General features: G+C 26.2%; 19 protein-coding genes. 2 read left to right on the top strand and 17 right to left on the bottom strand.

Annotated elements, in window-relative coordinates:
• The first annotated feature begins 94 nt into the window (after positions 1 to 94).
• Together GFJ41_RS11720 and GFJ41_RS11715 are read left to right on the top strand one after the other, a co-directional pair.
• Positions 95 to 766 (top strand): hypothetical protein, encoded by a 672-nt coding sequence (locus GFJ41_RS11720; RefSeq protein WP_170075396.1) that lies wholly within the window; start codon positions 95 to 97, stop codon positions 764 to 766.
• Positions 767 to 1,101: 335 nt separating this feature from the next.
• Entirely contained in the window at positions 1,102 to 1,344 is a 243-nt protein-coding gene (locus GFJ41_RS11715) for an inorganic pyrophosphatase (protein WP_226890256.1), read from the top strand.
• Positions 1,345 to 1,591: 247 nt separating this feature from the next.
• Here the strand turns inward: GFJ41_RS11715 and GFJ41_RS11710 are convergent, their stop codons facing one another.
• The 17 genes from GFJ41_RS11710 to GFJ41_RS18465 form a co-directional block, all read right to left on the bottom strand.
• The gene (locus GFJ41_RS11710) at positions 1,592 to 2,653 is read right to left on the bottom strand and encodes a hypothetical protein (RefSeq protein ID WP_170075395.1); all 1,062 of its coding nucleotides are present in this window, start codon (positions 2,651 to 2,653) and stop codon (positions 1,592 to 1,594) included.
• 407 nt (positions 2,654 to 3,060) lie between these two features.
• A complete protein-coding gene (locus GFJ41_RS11705) occupies positions 3,061 to 4,110 on the bottom strand; it encodes an L-threonylcarbamoyladenylate synthase (protein ID WP_170075394.1) in 1,050 nt (349 codons plus the stop codon).
• A 120-nt stretch (positions 4,111 to 4,230) separates the two neighbouring features.
• Positions 4,231 to 5,085, bottom strand: a complete 855-nt coding sequence (locus GFJ41_RS11700; protein WP_170075393.1) for an AAA family ATPase — start codon at positions 5,083 to 5,085, stop codon at positions 4,231 to 4,233.
• Positions 5,086 to 5,142: 57 nt separating this feature from the next.
• Positions 5,143 to 5,592 carry an NUDIX domain-containing protein gene (locus GFJ41_RS11695; protein ID WP_170075392.1) on the bottom strand — a complete coding sequence of 150 codons (450 nt, stop codon included), beginning with the start codon at positions 5,590 to 5,592 and terminating at the stop codon, positions 5,143 to 5,145.
• A 203-nt stretch (positions 5,593 to 5,795) separates the two neighbouring features.
• A complete protein-coding gene (locus tag GFJ41_RS11690; protein ID WP_170075391.1) occupies positions 5,796 to 6,230 on the bottom strand; it encodes a GNAT family N-acetyltransferase in 435 nt (144 codons plus the stop codon).
• A 103-nt stretch (positions 6,231 to 6,333) separates the two neighbouring features.
• Positions 6,334 to 6,855 carry a GNAT family N-acetyltransferase gene (locus tag GFJ41_RS11685; protein ID WP_170075390.1) on the bottom strand — a complete coding sequence of 174 codons (522 nt, stop codon included), beginning with the start codon at positions 6,853 to 6,855 and terminating at the stop codon, positions 6,334 to 6,336.
• 57 nt (positions 6,856 to 6,912) lie between these two features.
• Positions 6,913 to 7,596, bottom strand: a complete 684-nt coding sequence (locus tag GFJ41_RS11680; RefSeq protein ID WP_170075389.1) for a helix-turn-helix transcriptional regulator — start codon at positions 7,594 to 7,596, stop codon at positions 6,913 to 6,915.
• A gap of 31 nt (positions 7,597 to 7,627) precedes the next feature.
• Positions 7,628 to 8,809 carry a M20 metallopeptidase family protein gene (locus GFJ41_RS11675; protein WP_170075388.1) on the bottom strand — a complete coding sequence of 394 codons (1,182 nt, stop codon included), beginning with the start codon at positions 8,807 to 8,809 and terminating at the stop codon, positions 7,628 to 7,630.
• A 262-nt stretch (positions 8,810 to 9,071) separates the two neighbouring features.
• On the bottom strand, positions 9,072 to 9,704 hold the full coding sequence (locus GFJ41_RS11670) for a hypothetical protein (protein WP_206001550.1): 633 nt from the start codon (positions 9,702 to 9,704) through the stop codon (positions 9,072 to 9,074).
• 28 nt (positions 9,705 to 9,732) lie between these two features.
• On the bottom strand, positions 9,733 to 10,278 hold the full coding sequence (locus GFJ41_RS11665; RefSeq protein WP_170075386.1) for a hypothetical protein: 546 nt from the start codon (positions 10,276 to 10,278) through the stop codon (positions 9,733 to 9,735).
• 337 nt (positions 10,279 to 10,615) lie between these two features.
• Positions 10,616 to 11,392, bottom strand: coding sequence for a CPBP family intramembrane glutamic endopeptidase (locus GFJ41_RS11660; protein WP_170075385.1), 777 nt, complete (start codon positions 11,390 to 11,392; stop codon positions 10,616 to 10,618).
• A gap of 451 nt (positions 11,393 to 11,843) precedes the next feature.
• Positions 11,844 to 13,811 carry an ABC transporter ATP-binding protein/permease gene (locus GFJ41_RS11655; protein WP_170075384.1) on the bottom strand — a complete coding sequence of 656 codons (1,968 nt, stop codon included), beginning with the start codon at positions 13,809 to 13,811 and terminating at the stop codon, positions 11,844 to 11,846.
• Between the two features lie 584 nt (positions 13,812 to 14,395).
• Complete coding sequence (locus GFJ41_RS11650) at positions 14,396 to 15,097, bottom strand: DUF4097 family beta strand repeat-containing protein (RefSeq protein WP_170075383.1); 702 nt, start codon at positions 15,095 to 15,097, stop codon at positions 14,396 to 14,398.
• Between the two features lie 31 nt (positions 15,098 to 15,128).
• Complete coding sequence (locus GFJ41_RS11645) at positions 15,129 to 16,841, bottom strand: ABC transporter ATP-binding protein (protein ID WP_170075382.1); 1,713 nt, start codon at positions 16,839 to 16,841, stop codon at positions 15,129 to 15,131.
• Positions 16,842 to 16,873: 32 nt separating this feature from the next.
• Positions 16,874 to 17,494 (bottom strand): gluzincin family metallopeptidase, encoded by a 621-nt coding sequence (locus tag GFJ41_RS11640; protein ID WP_226890255.1) that lies wholly within the window; start codon positions 17,492 to 17,494, stop codon positions 16,874 to 16,876.
• Positions 17,466 to 18,818 (bottom strand): radical SAM/SPASM domain Clo7bot peptide maturase, encoded by a 1,353-nt coding sequence (gene ctpM / locus GFJ41_RS11635; RefSeq protein ID WP_170075381.1) that lies wholly within the window; start codon positions 18,816 to 18,818, stop codon positions 17,466 to 17,468. Before ctpM ends, GFJ41_RS11640 begins: the two co-directional genes overlap by 29 nt.
• A 100-nt stretch (positions 18,819 to 18,918) precedes the next feature.
• Positions 18,919 to 19,065 carry a Clo7bot family Cys-rich peptide gene (locus GFJ41_RS18465; protein WP_114543294.1) on the bottom strand — a complete coding sequence of 49 codons (147 nt, stop codon included), beginning with the start codon at positions 19,063 to 19,065 and terminating at the stop codon, positions 18,919 to 18,921.
• Positions 19,066 to 19,159: the final 94 nt, after the last annotated feature.

The raw sequence follows: 19,159 nt of genomic DNA, 5'->3' as shown, positions 1-19,159 counted from the left end.
GCATATTTTTAAGTACTTACAACAAGTAATCTCTGAAAATATGCTTGTAAGCTCATTGTAAGATTTATGTATTTTTTATTAGGGGGGAATTATTTTGACTAAGGACGAATTTAATAAATTGGGTATAGACAAGCAGATAGATTATTTGAATACAAACCTGACCGAGGGAATATCACTAACTATATTATGCAAAAGCATTGGAATAGCAAGAAGTACAGTTGCTGGAAGAGCTCTAAAGCAAGGGTATATCTTTAATAAAGAAATTAACCAGTACGTCTTAAATAATAAAATTGATACCGGACGATCTTACAGTAAGCTTACAGTAAGCAATCCGCTTACATACGAAAATAAAATGATATCAGAAATTAACAAACCTAACTTTTCAAACAATGATCTTAATAGTTTAAACCAAACTATATCAACTAGCACTGCTAATCATAATGGACTTATTTTAAATTCATCTGACTCAGACAACCTTAGTTACTTACTTAAAAATATAGATATACTAAAAGAATTTATAGAGAGCAATAAAAATAAATCTCCTAACAATGAAGTATCTAGTTTAGAAGACATAGTAAACGATATTTATAAATTTAAGCAAGAAAAAAGAAATTATAAAGTTAAAAGTTTAAGAATTGACGAAACTATCCTTAGTGAGTTTGAATCTATAGCTAGTGAATTATCTAGTAAAGGTATAAATCAACAAGAATTTTTAAACTATATATTAGAGTCTTACATTGGTTTTTATAAAAATTTTAAATTGTAATGTTATTATAAATCTATGAACAGAAAAATAAGACTTTAAGTATTAACTTAGAAGTCTTTTTTTCTGTTATCGCAAAATATTTAGTTTTGGTTTTGGGGGGTAAATAAAATACCCATAGTAAATATGAATCTTTAAAGTATACAAAATTTAACTCAACTATTTGGGTTATTTTATTTATGTTTTTATTTTAATATAAATAAAATATAAAGTAAAATTGAAATATAAAATGAATATAATAAGATTAGGTAATGATTACATTATCACTTTAATTATCCCTTAAAACTAGATTTAAAGGATAATTAAAGTTAAATATATTTATTAATAAGGAGATTTCTATGGAGAAATTACCTAATACATTCTCTGGTGATTGTGAAGAAATTGATGCATATGTTATTGGTGAGTTTGAACCTTTGGAGTCATTTACCAGATATGTTGTAGCCTTAATAAAAAAAGAAAATGATATTGAAGATAAACTTGTTGTTTGTAAAGATTTGAACAAATATAATAAGGATCAAATTTACTCATTAGTTGAGTTTCAAGAAAGATTTTTCAAATCTAGAATAATAACTACAATATAAATGTAATAAAAAAGAGAGCTCATTTTTAAGAGTCCTCTTTTTTATTATTAATTGTAAGCATGTCGCTTACATATTTATTACTATCTGTAACCCTTATTTTCACTTAATTATAAGCTTATTTATATAAATTCTTAATTATAACATCGTTAAAACTAACTTATAACTAAGTTTTATCTATAATTTCACTTTTTTAAATTTAAATTTAAACTATATAATATTTGATTAATAACAAAATTAATATAAATTGTTAATATGAATTATTACTTAAAGTATCTTCATAAAATTTTATACTAACATCTTTTAAATCAGTATCTTTTGGATTAAATTTATTATCTATTAAATAATTATAAAATTTCACATCATATACATAAGTCGTATTCGTTTTTTTACGGTTATAACACTTATGCTCTAGGTATTTTGCAAAACCCTCAACTAAGTTTTCTTCACACCATCCTACCCAATCATAAGCATCTTTACCAAAACTATTATAGCTATCTAATAAAGTTTTATCTTTCTTTAATTCATTCGAAATTTTTATAAACTCCTTACTTCTAGTAAAGTTTCTAAATAGCTCATGTGAATATTCATGAAATGGTGCTCCAAATAAATTCTCTTTGTCTCTTGATGGTTGAATAGTAGATATCTTATAATTTCCATTTTCAAATCCCATCGCTCCTATTGGTCTCAAATCATAATAAAATAATGCAGTATAATGCTTTTTAAATTTTATTCCACTTTCATCTTCCATAAACTTAAATATATCTATATTTTCCTTTTTAAGGTATCTGTTAACTTTTTTTCTGTTTAATTCTATTTTGGAATTATTACTTTCTATAAATTCCTTTAAGTACTCTTTATAAAAATAATTATAGAATATATCTATATCTTCCTTTCTCATTTGACTTAATTCTAACTTAGATTGATTATTAATTTTTTCTACGACTTCTTCAACGCTAGCATTATCATCCAAAGATATTGTTTCTGATACGTATTTCCAATCACCATAATTATCATATATTCTAATTAATCTGCGTTTCATCTCAGTATCCATAGTTGAATATGTTTCTTTTAACCATTTATAATAATCTACCCCATACTCTCCACAATTTTTGTATAGATCTTCATTAAATTCATCAACATTTTTAAAGTTTGCCATATAAACGTCATAAGCTACTGTAACCAAAGAAACTTTTAACGTTAACCCTCTAACTTCAACTTTGTTATCACTACTCTCTTTATTAATTTGTGTGTAAGCTAAAATCAATATCAGTAACAATATAAAAAAACCTATTAGTAATTTTTTATACATCATCATTCCCCTACTTATAAAGTATTTTAATTTAATTATAGTTTTGATTCTTGTTAAAGTATATTAGATTTCATTATCTAAAATATTATTTATTGTAAGAAAAATGCTTACAAATTTATTAATAGGCAGGTTTAGCTATATACCTTAATTTTACTGCATTTCCGAATTTAACTATATATTTTCATTAAAAAAACTAATTTTTATATTTATTAATTTTATAAATTAACTTAGTTAAAACTAGTTTTTAACTTAATTTTAAATCAATTCATTTGAAATTTCCCAAGATTCACTTCTAAAGACTAAAAAAATTCATATTATAATAAATATTAATCTAAATAAATAGTTATTTTTTTATCAATTAAATTTATATAAACTTTTTCTACAATTATAAACACATATCTTGTTATTTATATATGAATAATGTTTCCTGCACTAGCTTTTTCTAATCTATTGATTATAGAATTTCCTAATCCATTATTAATAGGCGCTTGTATGTAAATATGGTCAATATCCAACTTATCACATTCTCTAAGTAAGTCAAATATTTTTTGTGCTGCAGTATTTAATGTATTAAAACTTCCTAAACTATATATGTAATTATAGTTGCTGAATTCATCTAAAAACTCTTCAAAGCAAAGTATAGCATTATTCTTATTTGCATTTTCTTTAATCCACTTAGAAGTATTTACATACTCTCCTTCAACCAATGTTACAGGTACATCTGGTGCATAATGTCTATACTTCATTCCTGGAGCTTTTGGTACTTCACTGTCTTCAACACTTAATAGATCCTTTTTATATATAAGGTTAGGAATTACATCACATATCTCATCTACACTTATAGCTCCCGGTCTTAAAAGTACAGGATCTGGAGTTGACATGTCTATGATTGTTGATTCTAAACCAATTGAACATGACCCTCCATCTAAAATACAAGGAATTTTTCCACTTAAATCGTTAATACAATGTTTTGCACTTGTAGTTGAGGGCTTGCCTGATAAATTTGCAGATGGAGCAACTAATAAAGTTCCGCTTTCTTTAATTACAGCTCTAGCTATTTCGCTTTTAGGAAACCTAACTGCCACAGTATCCATACCTGCCGTAACTATATCTGAAATACACTCTTTTTTATTGAAAATTAATGTTACTGAACCTGGCCAAAAAGCATCAAATACCTTTTTCGCTTCTTGTGGTATATGTTTGCATATATCATAAACTTGTTCTAATTTATATATATGTACTAACAAGGGGTTATCTTGTGGTCTACCTTTTACTTGAAATACCTTTTTAATTGCATTTTCATTAAAAGCATCTGCCGCTAATCCATAAACCGTTTCTGTAGGAATTGCAACAACTTCACCTTTTTTTAGGTATTCTGCTCCTTTTTTAACACTTTCGTAATCCGAGTTCAAATCTTTAACTTCTAGTATTTCTGTTTCTATAGAATTTACTGTCATTTACAACTTGCCTCCTATTTATGCTATTTATACATTAACTTAATAATGCATATTAATTATTATAGTACATATATCCCTTCTAAGTTAGAGTATAGTCCTAATATTTTTGTAACTTACATACTAAAATTCTTTTTCATGTTCTTTAAAAAAATCATAATAGTTACGTACATTTTCTAATTCTGTCCATTTTTTAACTCTTACTGGATCCTCATCAAGGTCATATATTTTAGCACTTTTCATAGATAGCATAAATGGAGAGTGCGTTGATATTATAAATTGACATCCAAAAAATCTTGATGCATCTTCTATAAATTTAGACAATTCTATTTGTCTTTGCGGGGAAAGACTATTTTCAGGCTCATCCAGTATATACAGCCCATTCTCTCCTATCTTTTCTAGAAAATATTTAAAAGCACTTTCTCCGTTTGAATATTCTCTAATGTTGTCTCTTAAGTTATCTCTTATAAATTTAGATTGAGTTTTTTTCTTAGCCCTACTTATTCTTTTCATTTCATCATAATCATCTAAAGATGTCATCCTAAAACTTGAAAATTTAGTATCTATATATTCTTCAAATAACTCAGATCTCTTTTCATCAATACGTTCATTTATATTTCTGATGTTTAACATATAATCAAATACATCATCACTAGTTATAATCTTACTATTTTCAGATATTTCATTTGAAATTTCCATGTAGCACATATCTACATAGTCCGTAAAAAAATTAGTTTTATTGTAAATAGAATCTCTATCTAGGTTTACTTTTTCTGCAATTATATTTAATGCTGTTGACTTTCCAGATCCATTACCCCCGTATAATATAGTAATTGGTTCAAAGTCAATTCTCTCAAATTGATTTTTAGATAATATTTTAAATGGATAAAAAGAATCATAACAAGTTCTTTTTTCGTCTAATATAAATTTATATTCAGTGTCTTCATTAACAAATTCAAAAGCACTTATGTATATCATTTTTTATTCTCCTTTCGTGGATGGTATAACAATTTTATCTTATCTTTACATTTAATTTCAACATTTATCATTTAGTATATTAATCGCTTGATGAACTGACCACTGTTGATGTTCTAAGTGTATATATTTGCAACAATCTTGTATATCGACCCATAACAATTCATGACCTTTTTCTTTAGGCTTTGATGCTATATCTATAAATTCAGCAAAGTAAAAATAGCCTATTCCATAAAAGTATCCTATGCTATCAATATAATCATACTTTCCACCTTTGCAAATGAAATTTTTTACAACTACATCCATTCCAACTTCTTCTGAGCATTCCCTCTTAATACACTCTTCATGAGTTTCCTCATTCTCAACTCTGCCTCCCAATAAGAAGTATCCTTTTTTAGTTTTTACAACTGCAACTTTATTCTCTTCATTTAATATTACTCCATATGCGCCTATCCTATCTATATAATTTATATCCTGTATTTTTTCTCCAAACGATTTTTCTATTAACATTATTTGCCCCCTCTTTTATCCTGTTTTGTATATTTCTTGTAAGCACAATTCTTACAGGTTGTTTTCTAATTAGTTACTAATTGTAAGCTTTATTTTTACTATGTTTTAACTAAATTTATTTTACGAATTTTCTTAGTTAAAACATAGTTATATTATAATTCAAACTATTTTTTAATAACTAATAGTTCTACATTTAAGTATTTCTAGTTAACAGGTAGTTCAAAATTATCTTCAGTATCCTTTTGGACTTTAATCATATAACAACAATGTTCATTAACTGTTTTAAACCCCAACTTATTATAAAAATCTTCTTTATCAGGTGTTGCCAAATATATGGTCCTTACATGCATCTCTGGTTGTTCTAATAAACTTTCAATTATCTTACTCCCTATACCTTTACCTCTATGCTCAGGATGAACCAATACATCTATTATTGTAGCCCATCTTACTTCGTCACTTAAAGATCTAGCCATTCCTATCAAACTATTATTATCCCAGCAAGTTATAATACTTGAAGATTTTTTTATTATTTTTTCCCAATCCTCATATTTACTTGGCACTTTCCAGGTTGCATAGTTACAATAAAAGTCCTTTACTTTATCTATATCTAAATCTTTAGAATTGCAAAATTTAATCAATATAATCCCCCTTATTTTAAAATCTAGTTTAATTGTATAAGATTATTTATGTTTAATTCATTTCTAAAATATATGTTTTTAACATAAAAAAAGAGCAATAATATTATTGCTCCGTAATTAATAAACTTAATATATCTACATTATGATTTTTATTTTCAATATCCATGGTTGTTGTTTTTACATACTGGTATTCTAGCGAATCCCAGAATCTTCGTCCATTAATATTATCTTCTAGTACTCCTATTCTCAATTTTATAGCACCTTCACTTAATGCATATCTCTTTATTTCTTCATGAACATCTCTACCTAATTTTTTATTTCTCTCTCTTGGCGAAAGTAAAAGTAGCCCTATCATCCAAGTTCCAATTTCTGGGTAGTCCTTAAATATATCTACTATCCCAATTAGAACTTCACTATTATCGTATACTCCTAATGTTAAAGAATCCTCTAAAGTCTTTTTTTCACTGTACTTAAAGATATCATCTACATCTTCCTCAGTCGCACTTCTCCCACTGGCCATTATATGATAATCAGAGCATAAATCATACAACTGCTTTATCTCGCTATGATTAACATTGGTTAAAGTCTTAATTAAATACCCATTTTCTAATGCGATTTTCACCATTTTTTATCCCCCAAATTAACATTAATTAGTCTTCAATCTAATCCTATACTAATTGACTTAAATTTTACTACTTTTATTGTTCTCACTACAATAATACTTTATATTCTCTTTATTATCATCATATTTTATTATGGGACTATCACAGTATCTTTCACATTCCCAAGCATTACATATATAGTCTATTGATATCAAATTATACTCAAACTCATCATAATAATATAAATGTAACCCTGATTTTTTTAAAACATACGATATTGGAAATATTTCTATGAAATTGCCTTCAATCTCTAATCTTACAAAAGATTTTTTATCTAAACATTTGTCTATTACTTTGCATGTACTGCTATCAGTAATTACTTTATCCTCATCTAAATCTATTATTAATCTTTCCTCTAACTTGTCTAATATTTCAGTGCATCTATGTGAATCAACAAGTCTAAACTTATCTATAAGATCTGATTTTTTTAAATTATCTACTATATTTTCAGAAATATATAATGATAATATTAAATCTTTGTAATCACTATCAATTAATACATATTTAGCTATAATATAATGTTTATCTATCTCTATACCTCCACTTTTACCCCTATATGAAATTATAGGAATCCCAAGAGCTGATAATTTATCTAAATCTCTTTGTATTGTTTTCGTCGAAACATTAAACATGTCAGATAATTCTTTTACAGTGGTTTTAGAATTTATCTTTAATAAATAGAATAGTATTTCCAGCAATCTCATATCAATCTCCTTTAACTCATCTATATTTAATCTAATTATTTTTTAACCATTCAATTGCACAGTAGGCATGCATAGCAGCTCCTGTAACCATTATATCCTCATTGAATACAACTTTATTATTGTGCATTGGCAATCCGTATAATGGATTCTCTTGCTTTGTTCCTGCTCCTAACATAAAATACACACTTGGAACTTCATATGAATAAGATGCAAAATCTTCAGAACCCATACCGCCACCTTCAAATGAAACAACACCTTTTTCACCAACTAAATCTTTTACATAAGATCCTAGTTCATTTGCTAAATCAGTATCGTTTGCTAATGGTGGAACTGAAGATAATTCTATTAGCTCAGCCTCTCCTCTAAACATATTTGCTGTTGATTTTACTATTTCATTCATCCTATCAAATATAAATTGCCCTAATTCTTTATCTAAACTTCTTATTGTACCTTCCATAATAACTTCTTCAGGTATTATATTAGGAGCATCTCCTCCTGCAAATTTTCCAATTGTCAGTACAGCTGGTTTAGTTGAAGGTACTTCTCTACTAATTATCTCTTGTAAAGATAAGTATATATGTGCCGCTATATTTATTGGATCTACTCCTGTTTCTGGTAGAGCTCCATGACATCCAGTTCCCTTTACTACTATTCTAAATCTATTGCATCCAGCTATGCTAGTTCCTAAACCATATAGAACAACATTAGAAGGTGTTCCTGAATGTACATGCATAGCCATAGCTGCATCAACCTTAGGATTCTCAAGTACGCCTACTTTTATCATCTTTTTAGCACCCGTAAATCCTTCTTCATCAGGTTGAAATACTAATTTAACTGTACCTTCAATTTTATCTTGATTTTGTTTAAGTAGTTTTGCTGCACCTAGAAGCATTGCAGTATGCATATCATGCCCACATGAGTGCATACATCCATTTGTTGACTTAAAATCATAATCAGTAATTTCTTCCATAGGTAAAGCATCCATATCAGCTCTAAGTAAGAATGTTTTTGAAGACTTATTTCCTTCAATAGTAGCAACTATTCCACTTTCACAAATTTCTTTTGGTTCATATCCAAATTCTCTTAATTTATCCATTACGAAAGCTTTAGTTTTTGGTAGTTTATCTCCAACCTCCGGATTTTTATGAATTGTTCTTCTGTAACTTAATAAATCTTCTTTAATCATTTGTGCTTGTTTTAAAAAATCATTCATATTAACACCTCATCATTTATTCATTAATCTTTTATTTTTTATAATAAATCTAACTATTTGTTTAAAAGTATTTTAAATCTTAAACAGGACATATATAGTCCTATTTTGAAATATTTTTTAAATTTCTATGCAATTAAATTTGTAAGATATATACAGAATCCAATTAGTATTAATACCCGACTTATTAAGTTTATCTATTAAATAAAAAAGAAACCGCCATAAGTACGATTTCTATTGGTTACTATAAGTTTACTCAACCTTATCAGTTTTTACACTCTAATAAAACTTTAACTTTTTTAAAGGTTTCTGTATCCGTTACTATTTTTCTATCAATAAATCCTTTTGAAATTTTAATTACCTTTTTATTGTTTTGTATAAATGAGTCCTTATATTCTATTTCTTCTATTTTATTAATATCAAATACTGTTCCATCGTAGAAAATCACTTTATCTCTAGATACTATACATGGATTTAATATTACTTGTATTATATTAATAATAAAAAATATACTAATTACAGAAATCATTAAAAGAATCACCTTTTCATTCAACTCAAAACTATTTGTATATGATAAAAGATTTGTAATAGTATAATTATTTCCATGGTTAAAACCTGCATACCTTGATTTAATCATACTATACATATTAAATAGTAAAACTCCCATAAGTACAATAACCAATTTATTATTTTCTTTTACTTTGATACATTCTATTTTTTCTTTGTCTATTCTCTTTATAAGCTTTCTCCTTAAAATATTATCACTTACTTTCATTGATAAAATTAAAGTTGTAAATCCAACTAATGATATACTACTTACTACTTGATTTTCTAGTACTATAGCCATTATCACTAATATCACCATAATAATTATTGATATTTTTCTCTTTATACTCATTTTTTCTCTCTACCCCTATTGTATATATTTATATAGAATTTACTTTTATGTATATAATTAAGTCTTTCTCATTTCTACTTGCTTGATAGTTCTCATCTAAGTTAATGCTATGAGTTGAATGATCTTTATTACCAATACTATATGCAGCTACTTTTAATTCTTTATTTAACTGTATTTCTCTTTTCTCATCTAAAATAGACAGTGCCATTCCATTTTCTAAGTTACTAAAAAAGTCTAAAGGTAATTCTATAAGTGAACCTCCTACTTTAACACTTAATTGTTTATCTTTGTTGTTTATATCAATTGGAATACTTTTATTTTTATTATTTATAGATACCGGACTTTCCATCATTAACTCTTTTTTATTTAGTTTTCCATTGTAATATTCTTCTGAATATATATGAATATCATATTCACCCTTTTTTAAACCATCTAAAATATATTTAACACCCGTATCTTCTAAATTGTCTTCTATTTTAGATATAGTAACCATGCTATTTTGATTTTTACCTTCACATCCAATTATTGTAACTGGCATAATCATAATTAGTAATGTTAAAAAAATTTTTCTCATATCAAACCCCCATTCCCCAACTTAAAATCCCCCAAATTTTAATAGTATTTAATTTATTATAGCTGAATTTATAAGTCTTTGTATATAAATAACTTAATAACAAAAAAAGAACTCTAAAAGAGTTCCTTTAAATTTATTAATTGTAATCACCAAGCTTACAAATTTATTACTAGTTAATTACTAACTGTAAGCTTTGATTTTACTTACCTTTATAGTTAACTAATTAAATATAAAAATAAAAAAATAGTTTTATATTATATAAATAATTTATTTTTATTAGTTTTATTTTAATATTAACTAAATTATAACTATGTTTTTATTAAGTTTACACTAACTATTATTTTACTCCAAATAAACTCCACTTTCTGTGATTTCTTCTGTAATCTAAAACCATTTTATAAGATGCAGTTATTAAAAATACAAAGCAAATTGTAGCCAGTATATAGTACATAAATTCATTTAGATTGTATAGCTTTAGATCTATCACTCCTCCAAATAAATTAAAGATCATATGTATGATTATACTTGAATATATAGAGTTAAAATATATGTACATTAGAACGGATACTATACCTAATATAAATGTATATATACTTTGAACTATATTTCCATGTGCTATTCCAAATAATAATGCTTGTACAACTATAGCTGTACCTATTTTATAATTTTCTTTTAAGTGATTGAATATAATCCCTCTAAATATTATTTCTTCATATATAGGAATCAGAACTACTATGCACATTATATTCAAAATTGAACTTGTTTGTGGTATTAATCTATTACTTACTTCCTCATAACTTGGAAATAATTCAACTAAGAAATCTATTAATGTCGATAAAACAATGCTAAGTGCAATCCCCAGTAATATAATGTACAATATATCTTTAAGTTTAATTTTTTTTAACTTATATTTCTGTGAAATATTTTTGCCTTCACCGCAAAACCTATATATAACTGCTAATGTAATAAATCCTCCTAAACTTAAAGCTATATCCTCATATTGATCACTATTTTCAAATAAAATATTAACAAATAACATTCCAATACCTGTACTAATACTAACAACTATTAATAATCCAAATAATAGGCCCAAGGTCCTTGAAATTCTTTCCATAAATATTTCTCCTTTTAATTTAAAACTTTATCATCTATTAAAAATGAATATATTACCATTAATACATTTAAAAGTTTTTTAATCAATAGATATGCACTAACATTGGATATTTTGAGGTTAACATTGAATTAATTAATAAAATATATGAAAATAAAAACCTTTCTATATTATTTATTATTATTTTGTAAGCAATATACTTACTATTTCATTACTAAATAATTACTAGCTGTAAGCTTTGATTTTACTCAATTCTATATATAACTATATAAAATCAATATTAATTGTATTATAAAACTTTAATTTAATATATAAAAATAAAACTTAAAACTATATTAAAACTAAGTTAATTCTTAGTTTGCATTTAAAAGTTTAAGAGCCGCTAAGTTTTAAGTAATATATCTAGACCTATTAATTTATTTCATTTGATTAATTTTAATTCATTCAATATACATTAATCTCTTCGTAAAGATTCAACTGGATCTAATCTTGCCGCTTTATTAGCTGGTAAGAAACTAGCTAGCATACTTATCACTACACTAATTAATATACCCGCTAGTGCATATGTAGGAGTAATTCTTACAACATTAAAATCAAATGTAGTTCTAGTAAAATGGTTTGCTATTGCACCTATCCCATAACTTGCTCCAATACCTATTAAGCCACCAAATATGCCAAGTAAAAATGCTTCTGTTACAAATATACGGCGTATATCTTTTAATCTTGCTCCTAAAGCCTTTAATACTCCGATCTCTTTAGTTCTCTCAACAACACTTATATTTAGTACAACAAGAATCATAATGGCTGAAACAACTAATGATATTCCAGCTACTCCGGTTAATACGTAAGATAACATATCTATCATATCTGTAAACATTTCAATCATAGACTCTTGCATTGATCCTGTATATCCTAAATCTTTCACTGTATTTTTAATTGAGTCTGTATTAGATTTGTCATCTGCATGTAGGTAAACTGTGTTTGGCTCTAAATTAATTCCTTCTTTGCTAAACCATGAACTTACAGAATTAAAAGGCATATATGCCATATTTCCTGTTCCTTCATATACACCACTTACCTTAAAGCTTTCTGTTATTATCTTTTCATCCACTAATAGTTTAACATCTACTGTTTTTCCTACTATATCATCACCTAACTCGCTAGCAGTCATGTCTGAAATTAAGATTTCTCCATCTTTAGGCATCTTTCCTTTTGATAGGTTAGATTCAACTAAGTTTGATGAAGTTGACATAAAGTCCATAATCATTGCCTTTTTACCGTCATAAGTTATATAGTTTGATCCCATTGCAGTTAGATTATAACCTTTCTCTACAGAATCTACATGATTAATTTTCTCTAATTTGTTAATATCATTCTCTGTAATAGGTGTAGATCTTAATCCATTCATCATTTGCTCTGACTGAGCCTCTTGTTGTTCTTTTATAGACATACTTTCTGTTGATTTAGTTTTATTCTCAGCAGGCTTATTTACCTGTATTACTTCAGGATTCACAAAACTATTCATTTTATCTGTAACATATCCTGTGACTCCATTTCCAATAGACATCATTAAAATTACACTCATAATCCCTATACTAGACCCTAGAGCAACTAATAAGTTACGAGAAAATTTCTCTTTCATATTTAATAAAGATAATCTCATTGCAGAGAAAAGCCCTAAGTTTTTATTTTTCTTATTCTTTTCGATAACTTGTCTTTCTTCTATATGATTAAGTATTCTTCCTTCCTCATCTCCTACAATCTCACCATTATCAATTTTTACAACACGGCTAGAGTATGCAGCCACTTTTTCAGAGTGAGTTACCATAATTACCAACTTACCACGTTGTGCTATTTCTGTAATTATATCTAATACTTGATTTGTAGTCTCTGCATCAAGAGCTCCAGTAGGTTCATCTGCAATAATAATATCTGGATCATTTACTAATGCCCTTGCTATAGCAACACGCTGTTTTTGTCCTCCTGATATTTGGTTAGGCTTTTTATAAACATGATCTTTTAGCCCCATATCAGTTAATACTTCTAACGCCCTTTTCTTTCTAGTTTCTGAATCTACATTAGATAAAGTCATAGCCATTGCTACATTATCTAATAAGTTTAAATGTGGAATTAAATTAAAACTCTGAAAAACAAATCCTATGTTTTCTTTGTGATAATTTACTAACTCCGATTCTTTGAAGGTACCTATGTTTCTTCCTTTATATAAGAGTTCTCCTTCGAAATTTGAATCTAATCCTCCGATTAAATTCATCAATGTAGACTTCCCACTTCCCGATTCCCCAATGATTGAAACTAGTTCACCTTTATCAAAAGATACATTGATATTTTTCAAAGCGGTAAACTCTTCATTTCCTGCTAACTTATACTTTTTATAAATATTCTTTAGCTCTAATAATGCCATATTGATCACCTCCATTTAAAAGTATTTTGAAATTATATCATACTTTTATGAATTACTTATGAAAGTTTATTTCTTTGTAAAAATACCTATCCATAAAAATTATCGCATGATAAAGTTCTTTATTTTTATTTTGACCTAATTTTTACTTGCACCTCAATTATTACCCTTCATATTAATAACTAAACATCATGCACAGGTTCAACCTTTTATAAAGTCATTTGTTTAGTAATTGATATATTTATATAGTTTTTAATTTTTTAATATTTCGTCCCACTTACAAAAAACAAATTATTAAAAAACTAGTTTCTGTATATAAAATTTTTAATTCCAATAAAAAAGGAGTTCATAATTTTATAAACTCCTTTGACATTATTTATTGTAATCAATTTACTTACAATATTATTACTATCTGTAAGCCTTGATTTAACTGTATTGTATTTTAAACTATATAACTTCAAAATAATATCTATGTTTTAACATTATATAATTTTAGTTTTAATTAATGAATAACTAAGTTTCAACATAGTTTTAATTTGATATTTTACAATTTAAACATTGAATTATAGTCTCTTTGTTCTATTGTTTTAACTCTCTATAGTTACATTTGATACTTTTTTCTTTATCTCAAATACAGCTCCGTTATTATCAATTTGAATATCAAATTTTCCATTTATATCTTTTTCATCAATTCCATCAATATTAATTTTACTTCCTTTTGGAATAGTAACTTTTATGTCCCCAATATCTTTATTAATATGATACTCATACCCATCTTTGATATTTTTCAGATTTAATCTAATGTCTCCTATTTTAGAATTTATATAGCACTGTTTTATCTCTCCAGTAAAAACTAAATCCCCAATATTTATATCCACATCTAATCTATCATAATCATCGTCTAATATAATATCTCCAATTTTACTTCTGACATCAAGAAAATTAATATTTTCAGGAATCATAATTATACTTTCAATATTTGTAGCAGTTATACTTTCCTTACTTTTGAATAATGGATTTAAATATATATCTCCATCTTGAACTTCACAGTAAATACTATCTAATGTGTCCTTTAATTCTTTTTCATTTGTTCCACTAAGTTTTTTATTCATAGTTATTATAACCTGAGAGGAACTATGTTTTTTTATTTTTAATAAACTACAATTATTCTTTACAACTAACTTACATCCTTCAATTTTAAAACTGTATTCTAAAACTGCTTCTTCACTATATTCATTCTCATTTTCTTTAGAAAATCCTATTCCGCCTTTTATAAAAGTTTTTTTCATTATTTTCTCCCTTTATATTAAAAGTACAATATTATTTTTTAGAAAGTTCATTAATAAGTTTAGAAAAATATGTATCTCCTTTTATCAAAGTTTCATAACTTCCTTTTTCTACTATTTCTCCGTTTTTCATGGTATAGATACAATCTGCTTTATTCAATAAACTTAGATTGTGAGTTACTATTATCACAAGTCTTTTCTTTGACAATTCTTCTAAGATATCTTTCACTCTTTTTTCATTAATAGTATCAAGTGCGGCTGTAGGCTCATCAAAAATATAGACTAAAGAATCCTCAACTAAAGCTCTAGCAATAGATATCCTTTGCTTTTCTCCACCTGATAAATTAATTCTTTCATTTATTATAGTCTCATATCTTAACTCTAATTTATTTATTGTTTCTTCTAAATTAAGTTTTTCAATAACTTCTTTTATTTGTATTTCTTCTATGTCTCTTCCCATTTTTATATTATCTTTAATAGATTTGTTAAGTAATTCTATATCTTGAGAAACTAAACTTATAACGCTTCTGATATCACTTACCCCATACGATTTTAGTTCTTTTTTATTTATGCTTATTTCTCCATCATATGAATTATAAAATGCACTTAATAATTTTATTAAAGAACTTTTTCCTGCTCCAGAATCTCCTACAATTGCAAATATTCCTTTTGATGGTAGCTTTAAATTAATATTGTTTAAAGCATGACTTCCATTTTTATATTTAAAGCTAACATTTTTCATTTCTATTTCTTCAATAGATACAATGTCGCTATTTCCATCACTAGATTTTTCAGTTTCTAAGTCAATATATTCATTAATTCTATCAAATATAGGAATTATACTTCGTATGTCTATATTGCTATTTAATATCTCATACACTGGTTGTACTAAAATTTGGAAGTATGTACCTAGTGCAATTACTGTTCCTATAGTAATTGTTCCATTCATAGCAAAAAAACTTCCCATACCATATATAATAGATAATGATGTTATCATTATTGCATTACTAATGCTTCCCATTAGCATATTTAATTTTTTAAACTTAATATTATTTAAATAGTTTTGTTCTATTATTTCTTTAAATTCTTTTTTTACTTGATCTTCTCTATTAAAAGCTTTTATAGTGTTTATAGAGCCAACACTTCTATTAATTTTTATGCATATTTGATCATAACTCTTTTGAATTTCTCTCGACATAGGAGTAAATTTCTTTGATATTTTCCAATTAAAGAAGAAATAAACCGAATATAAAAAAATAACTATTAGTGTTACTTCCTTACATAAAAATAACATTTGAATTATTACCATAGCTATTAAAATTATATTTTTCAAAATAACAATAAAAAAATTAGCAATAAACTCACTAATACTTTTCCCATCATTACTTATCCTAGAAACAATAGCTCCATTATTGCTATTATCAAAAAAATCTATAGGAGCATTTATAATTTTATTGAACATTTTCTCTCTAAATAATATAGTCATTTTTTCACTAACGCTCATAAATACTATATTTTTTAAATATCCAAATATCGGTTGGGATATACAAACACAAAAGAACATCAGAATACCTACAATTAAATTCTTTAAAGAATCACTCGGAATTACGTTATCCACTAAATCTTTAAAAATCAATGGGACCTCAAATACGGCAATTGTATATAAAATAGTATATACTAGCCCTTTAAGCTCATACCACTTATATATTTTTGCTATTTTCCATAAGTCTTTTATAAATTTTTTCATATCTTCTCCCTAAAGTATTTGTAAAATTATACTTACTTACTATTAATAACTTTTAGTAAGTTTTCATTATTAAAAATTACATTTTTTTCAAAGTCCTTAGTATTTAAAGCCTCATGAATAACTTTTTCTATACCATACTTATCAATTAATTTAATAAGTACACAAATAGATATAAAGTATATATTTCCATGACTATAATCAACTTCATAAAAATTAATGTTGATATTGTTATCAAAATTTTGATTTTTAAAAGAATGATATTGATCTGAAAAGTATACAGCTAGTCCTTCATTTAACCAAGCAGGTAAATTTGTTTTTGATTTTAAACTTAATACTACATGAATAAATTCATGTAGTATTAAGTTTTCAACAGTCTCATTATTTGATGTCTTCCAGTTGTCATAGTCTAAGATTAAAATAACATTATTAAAACTTGTCCCTATTACCCATTTAGGTACCTTTGTTTCAATCAAATTTTCTAACTCTTGTAAATCATCAAATACATCTATTACAATTTTTTTATCAAAATCGAATATTTTTCTTATTTTATTTACTCTATTATAAAAATCTGAATAATCTCTAATCCCTTTTAATACTCTTAAATCTCTAGCGTAAAAGTTAATTCTATCCACAGCTACAACATCCTTTTTCACATACCATTTCTCCATTTTGTTCATATGTAGAAATTATTGTTTGCTCAAGACTAAATTTCCATTTTTCACACTTTGGATCATTATTTATTAATCCATTATATGGACATCCACCCATACATATCGGTAATATTTCACATTCTATACATTTTTCATTTTCAAAAGGAGACCACATAATATAATCCATATTCATTGCATGCATCTTCTCTTCTGTTTTTTCATTGAGTTTAGCAACATTTCCAACTGCTCTATCTATATTTCCTATATCATTCCAACATTTATACATATATCCTTCTGGATCAATTACATAAGCGCCTGTATTATCAGCACAGCAGTAATTTGCTTTTATACTTGGATAATATGGATATACCCCTGCTACTTTGTATCCTCTTTCAAAAAGTACCTTTTGATATTTACTATCTTCTTCTGCATATTCTTTTATGCTTAAGCAATTACTTGCTATAGAGCTACAAGCATCTGTATATGCACTAACATGACCTAAACTAATATTTGCACCTTTTAAGCCTTTTTTCTCTAAAATTTGTAAAAGCTCCTCAATATGATCTATATTTGTTTTATCAATATTTATTCTTATAGCTACATTTGTAATTCCGCCATCTATAAGTTTTTTTACATTGTCTACTATTTTATTAAATGTCTCATCCTTTGAATTTTTTAGTATTCTTCTTTGGTTATGAATACTAGGAGGACCGTCTATTGTAATTTGAGCTCCATTAATTCTGTAATCTTTAAACATTTGAACAGTCTCATCATCGATTAAGTATCCATTTGTTACAATAAATGATGAGTAATGAACTCCTTCTCTTTCAGTTATCTCTATAACTTGCTTAGAAAAATCCGCTATTATGTCTTTAGCTAATAGAGGCTCTCCTCCATACCAAGTAATACTAATATTTTTTTTACGTTTAGCATTTTCTTCTACCAATTTTATTAAAGAATCTTGAACTTCCTTACTAATCATTCCTGGTTTTGGAGTTTCATAGCAATAAGGACAAGCGAAGTTACACGCTAATGTTGGAGCAATTACTAATCCTAGACCACCTTTTGAGAATTTTCCACTATAATTTCTATACTTTATTAGTTTTAATTCATCTATTTCATTTTGAATTATAAAGTTTCCATCTGACATATTCCCAACTAACTCTTTCATGTTTCCACTGATTTTATCTGTATCTATATTTTCTATGTTTTCTAATACATTTAGAAATTCTTCATCTACTTCTGCTAATGCGCAAGTTAAGCTATTAAATGCTATTGTTTTTCCATTTTCTAATTCTATTATTTTGTTGTATTTAGATTTTTTCATAGTTGATCCTTTCATCTCCCCAATATTGTATTTATACTTTTTTATTAAATGCCTTCGTGCTTTAAACCTAAATTTTAATCATAAAATGCTAATTAAATTATTAGTTGTTAAAGCTGTCGCAATTAGTGTTACAAACCATCCCACAATTGCTACTGCAAACATTAGTACATGTATATTTTGTGCATATGCTTCCAATGTCAAAACAAAATCCATCTCTAAAGTTTATTGATTTAATAATATATCTCATTTCATACGCTCCCTTTACCTAAAATTCATATTACTCTGTAATGAATAACATTATTCGATTTTTTAATTTCATATTTAATTCTTATAGTATATCT

The organism is Paraclostridium dentum (assembly GCF_012922555.1).
Classification (GTDB): domain Bacteria; phylum Bacillota; class Clostridia; order Peptostreptococcales; family Peptostreptococcaceae; genus Paraclostridium; species Paraclostridium dentum.
The sequence above is the reverse complement of the archived record's forward strand: the minus strand, read 5'-3'. Positions and strand labels throughout refer to the sequence as shown.

Excerpts from the sequence above, each read along its gene's own strand:
- GFJ41_RS11715 (WP_226890256.1), top strand. The coding sequence starts at position 1,102 with ATGGAGAAATTACCTAATACATTCTCTGGTGATTGTGAAGAAATTGAT.
- GFJ41_RS11710 (WP_170075395.1), bottom strand. The coding sequence starts at position 2,653 with ATGTATAAAAAATTACTAATAGGTTTTTTTATATTGTTACTGATATTG.
- GFJ41_RS11705 (WP_170075394.1), bottom strand. The coding sequence starts at position 4,110 with ATGACAGTAAATTCTATAGAAACAGAAATACTAGAAGTTAAAGATTTG.
- GFJ41_RS11700 (WP_170075393.1), bottom strand. The coding sequence starts at position 5,085 with ATGATATACATAAGTGCTTTTGAATTTGTTAATGAAGACACTGAATAT.
- GFJ41_RS11695 (WP_170075392.1), bottom strand. The coding sequence starts at position 5,592 with ATGTTAATAGAAAAATCGTTTGGAGAAAAAATACAGGATATAAATTAT.
- GFJ41_RS11685 (WP_170075390.1), bottom strand. The coding sequence starts at position 6,855 with ATGGTGAAAATCGCATTAGAAAATGGGTATTTAATTAAGACTTTAACC.
- GFJ41_RS11680 (WP_170075389.1), bottom strand. The coding sequence starts at position 7,596 with ATGAGATTGCTGGAAATACTATTCTATTTATTAAAGATAAATTCTAAA.
- GFJ41_RS11675 (WP_170075388.1), bottom strand. The coding sequence starts at position 8,809 with ATGAATGATTTTTTAAAACAAGCACAAATGATTAAAGAAGATTTATTA.
- GFJ41_RS11670 (WP_206001550.1), bottom strand. The coding sequence starts at position 9,704 with ATGAGTATAAAGAGAAAAATATCAATAATTATTATGGTGATATTAGTG.
- GFJ41_RS11665 (WP_170075386.1), bottom strand. The coding sequence starts at position 10,278 with ATGAGAAAAATTTTTTTAACATTACTAATTATGATTATGCCAGTTACA.
- GFJ41_RS11660 (WP_170075385.1), bottom strand. The coding sequence starts at position 11,392 with ATGGAAAGAATTTCAAGGACCTTGGGCCTATTATTTGGATTATTAATA.
- GFJ41_RS11655 (WP_170075384.1), bottom strand. The coding sequence starts at position 13,811 with ATGGCATTATTAGAGCTAAAGAATATTTATAAAAAGTATAAGTTAGCA.
- GFJ41_RS11650 (WP_170075383.1), bottom strand. The coding sequence starts at position 15,097 with ATGAAAAAAACTTTTATAAAAGGCGGAATAGGATTTTCTAAAGAAAAT.
- GFJ41_RS11645 (WP_170075382.1), bottom strand. The coding sequence starts at position 16,841 with ATGAAAAAATTTATAAAAGACTTATGGAAAATAGCAAAAATATATAAG.
- ctpM (WP_170075381.1), bottom strand. The coding sequence starts at position 18,818 with ATGAAAAAATCTAAATACAACAAAATAATAGAATTAGAAAATGGAAAA.
- GFJ41_RS18465 (WP_114543294.1), bottom strand. The coding sequence starts at position 19,065 with ATGAGATATATTATTAAATCAATAAACTTTAGAGATGGATTTTGTTTT.